The organism is Variovorax sp. P1_H12_2, from assembly GCF_056405335.1.
The window spans coordinates 1-3,086 of record NZ_JBFUCI010000584.1; the positions used below are offsets into that span (position 1 = coordinate 1).

Below are 3,086 nucleotides of genomic sequence, written 5' to 3' on the forward strand. Positions count from 1 at the left end.
CCTTGATGTCGGCCTCGTACATCCGGGAGAACAGCTCATCCATCTTGGCCAGAGCCTCGTTGACCATCACCCGGATGCGGCGTAGCGGATGATTCGCTGGAACGAAATCGTCCAGCCGTCTCATGGTAAACAAACCTTCGGTGAATGTGTCAGGGCCGCGCATCGGAGCAGGTTTCGTGGGTCTGCGAAGACAACGCCTCAGGCCCACTTTCGGGGGACCATCCGGTGAGGTATTTCAGCAGCCTGCTAAGTTTCGGGGTACACACTGCTTTTCGGCAGCCCGCTCTTCTCCTCCTCCCTCCTCAAGGGCTGCACTTAACCCGCTCCGGCGGGTTTTTATTTGCCCGTCTGAGAGGTTCCGTCGGGTCGGAGGGGCGGGGCGAAGGTCGGCTTCTGTCAAAAACGCTTGGGCGGGCGCACTACTTGCGCCAGAACGCCCACCAAGGTCCCGCAATTCGGGGTGGGGCGCGTAGGTCTGGACTTGACCCTGTTGCGCGGACGGGTTGGGACTTGATTTTCAAGTCGAAGTGACTGGCGACGACGAAGACTTGTCCACCGGCGGCGTGGCGCCTGCCACGCAGACGCCGACGGTGGTCAAGTCGTGTTCGAGGCGAGGCGGTTGCTTGAACATGCTTTGTAGTTCCTTTCAAGCGTTGCCGGCGAGACCTGTCCGAGTGCGCTGTGACGTCGGCGCGGGTTGTACCAGCCCTCGATGTAGGTGAACAGCGCCAGCCGAGCTTCGGTCTTGGTCTGCCAACTGCGCCGGTCGATCAGCTCGCATTCAAGCGTGGCGAAGAAGCTCTCGGCCATCGCGTTGTCGTAGGCATCACCGACGGTGCCCATCGACGGGCGCACGCCCATCTTCTTGCACCGTTCGCCGAAGGCGATGCTGGTGTACTGGCTGCCTTGATCGCTGTGATGGATCACGCCGTCGGGCTTGCGCTGTTGCAGCGCCATGTTCAGCGCCGCGAGCACGAGATCGGCGGTCATCTGTTCGCCGATGGCCCAGCCCACGATGCGCCGGCTCCAGACATCCAGCACGATGGCCAGGAAGATGAAGCCTGCCCAGGTAGGCACGTAGGTCATGTCGGCGACCCACAACTCGTTCGGGCCGGCGGCAATGAATTCGCGCTTGACCAGATCGGGCGCGGGGCGTTGCCGCTCGTCGCGTCGCGTGGTCACGATGAAGCCACGACGCCGACTGACGCCTCGAATGGCGTTCACACGCATCAGCCGAGCCACGCGCTTGCCGCTGACGCGTACCCCTTGGTCGATCAGTTCGGCGCGCACGCGTGGCATGCCGTAGGTGGCATCAGATTCGGTGTGGATCGCTCGGATTCGCTCGAGCAGCACCGCATCGTCGATCGAACGCCCTGATGGCGCTCGATCAAGCCACGCGTAGTAGCCGCTCGCGGAGACTTTGAGAGCGCGGCACATCGTATGCACGGGAACCTTGGCCTGGTTCGCACTCACGAGTTCGTAGACCCGATGGTCGGACTCCTTCTTCCATAAGGATCAGGTGTCCGCGAAATCGGGTCAACTTCAAGACACGCGGCGTCACTACACTTGATCGTCGCGAAGTCCGAGATGACGATCAGCTGCTACGTCCTTGCAGGCCCTACTTGGGTTTTTCAGCAGGCTGACGGCAGGCCTGCATTGCCGTAGCTGATGCATCGCCTTGAAGACCCAACCGCTCAAGTATTTTCGAGAGCCAGCACGCGCCCCCAGCGAATGGCCGAACCGCGCGATGTACGATTTTGTTTCACTGTCTACGACTTTATTTGGCGGGCTACGACTTTCTTCTCCCAAAACAGTGGAACACCACGTCCCTGCGCTCGAAGGTGCCGCGGTAGCATGAACAGGCGCGCATTCATGCGACCTCGCACCCGATCATCGAAGGGTGCGCCCCCCGGAAGGTCAGGGCTGGTGATACGTCGATCGCGCTGGGCTGGACCTCGGCGAAGCCCGGCCGCTATGCGGGCTGCCCGCCGCGTACAGCACCGCCCGCGGCGCGCGGCACAGGCCCCACAGGCGCAGGCCTGCCAGCTGCGCCATCCGCACGCCCATCGCGGTCGGCGCCGACACGGTGCACAGCGCGGCAATGCCCAGGCGCGCGCACTTGCGCACCAGCTCCTGGCTGCCGCGGCTGATCAGGACGACGAATCCGGGCCGGGCCAGTTGCCCGCGCATGGCCAGCGTGCCGATCAGCTTGTCGAGCGCGTTGTGCCGGCCCACGTCTTCCATCACCTCGACCAGCCGGCCGTCGAGCGTGGCCCATCCCGCGGCGTGGATCGCGCCCGCCTCGGCATTCAGCAGCTGACGGGCCGGCAGCGCATCGAGGGCGCGCGGCACCACCCGGGCATCCACGCGTTCGATCCAGTCCGGCGTCGCCAGCGGCTCGAGGTCGAGTCCGGCGAAGCTCTCCACCCCGCACACACCACAGCCGGTCCGCCCCGCCATATTGCGGCGGCGGCCCTTGAGGCGTTCGAAGCTGCGCGCCGAGATGCGCAGGTCGACCTGCGTCGCATCGACTTCGTCGGGCAGCCCGGCGTGGCAGGCGGACAGCGCCTGCACCTCGATGTCGAAGCAAGCGCGGGCATCGTCGAGGATGCCCTCGCTCAACGCGAAGCCGAGGGCGAAGGCCTCGAGGTCCTGCGGCGTCGCCATCATCACGGCATGGGCGATGCCGTTGAAGACCAGCGACACCGGCACCTCCGCGGCCAGCGTGTCCTGGCAGGCGTCTTCGCCCATCACGTGCACGGTATGCCGCGAGATCGGGCGCGGGAGCGCGTTCATGACTCCGACCCTGCGGAGCGGGCCGATCGCCGCAGGCGCACCGGCACCGACTTGTACGAGGGCGTTCCGCTCTGCGGATCGCGGTGCGACAACGCGACCAGCACGTTGGCTTCGGGATAGTAGGCGCCGGCGGAACCCCTGGGAATGTCGTAGGCGACCGCTGTCAGGTTCCGCAGCGCCGCCGCCGGCGCGGTGGCTTCGCCTTCGAAAGCCACCGCTTCGAGATCGACGCGAGCGCCTGCCGCGATGCCCTGCGCCGCCATGTCGTCGGCGTTGAGGAAGACCTCGTC

At 65.3% G+C, this 3,086-nt stretch carries 2 protein-coding genes and 2 pseudogenes; all 4 read right to left on the minus strand.

Annotation, left to right across the window (positions count from 1 at the left end):
* A pseudogene (locus tag AC1D2K_RS32720) lies at window positions 1–163 on the minus strand (IS5/IS1182 family transposase); the annotation flags it as partial.
* Between the two features lie 431 nt (window positions 164–594).
* Window positions 595–1,506, minus strand: a pseudogene (locus AC1D2K_RS32725) (IS3 family transposase); the annotation flags it as partial.
* Window positions 1,507–1,917: 411 nt separating this feature from the next.
* Window positions 1,918–2,751, minus strand: a complete 834-nt coding sequence (gene fdhD, locus AC1D2K_RS32730; RefSeq protein WP_478094349.1) for a formate dehydrogenase accessory sulfurtransferase FdhD — start codon at window positions 2,749–2,751, stop codon at window positions 1,918–1,920.
* A gap of 41 nt (window positions 2,752–2,792) precedes the next feature.
* Window positions 2,793–3,086, minus strand: a 294-nt coding sequence (locus AC1D2K_RS32735) for a molybdopterin dinucleotide binding domain-containing protein (protein WP_478094347.1), incomplete at its 5' end; no start/stop codon positions are given.

What these genes read in the sequence shown, in the direction of transcription:
- fdhD (WP_478094349.1), bottom strand. Translation starts at nt 2,751, where the DNA reads ATGGGCGAAGACGCCTGCCAGGACACGCTGGCCGCGGAGGTGCCGGTG.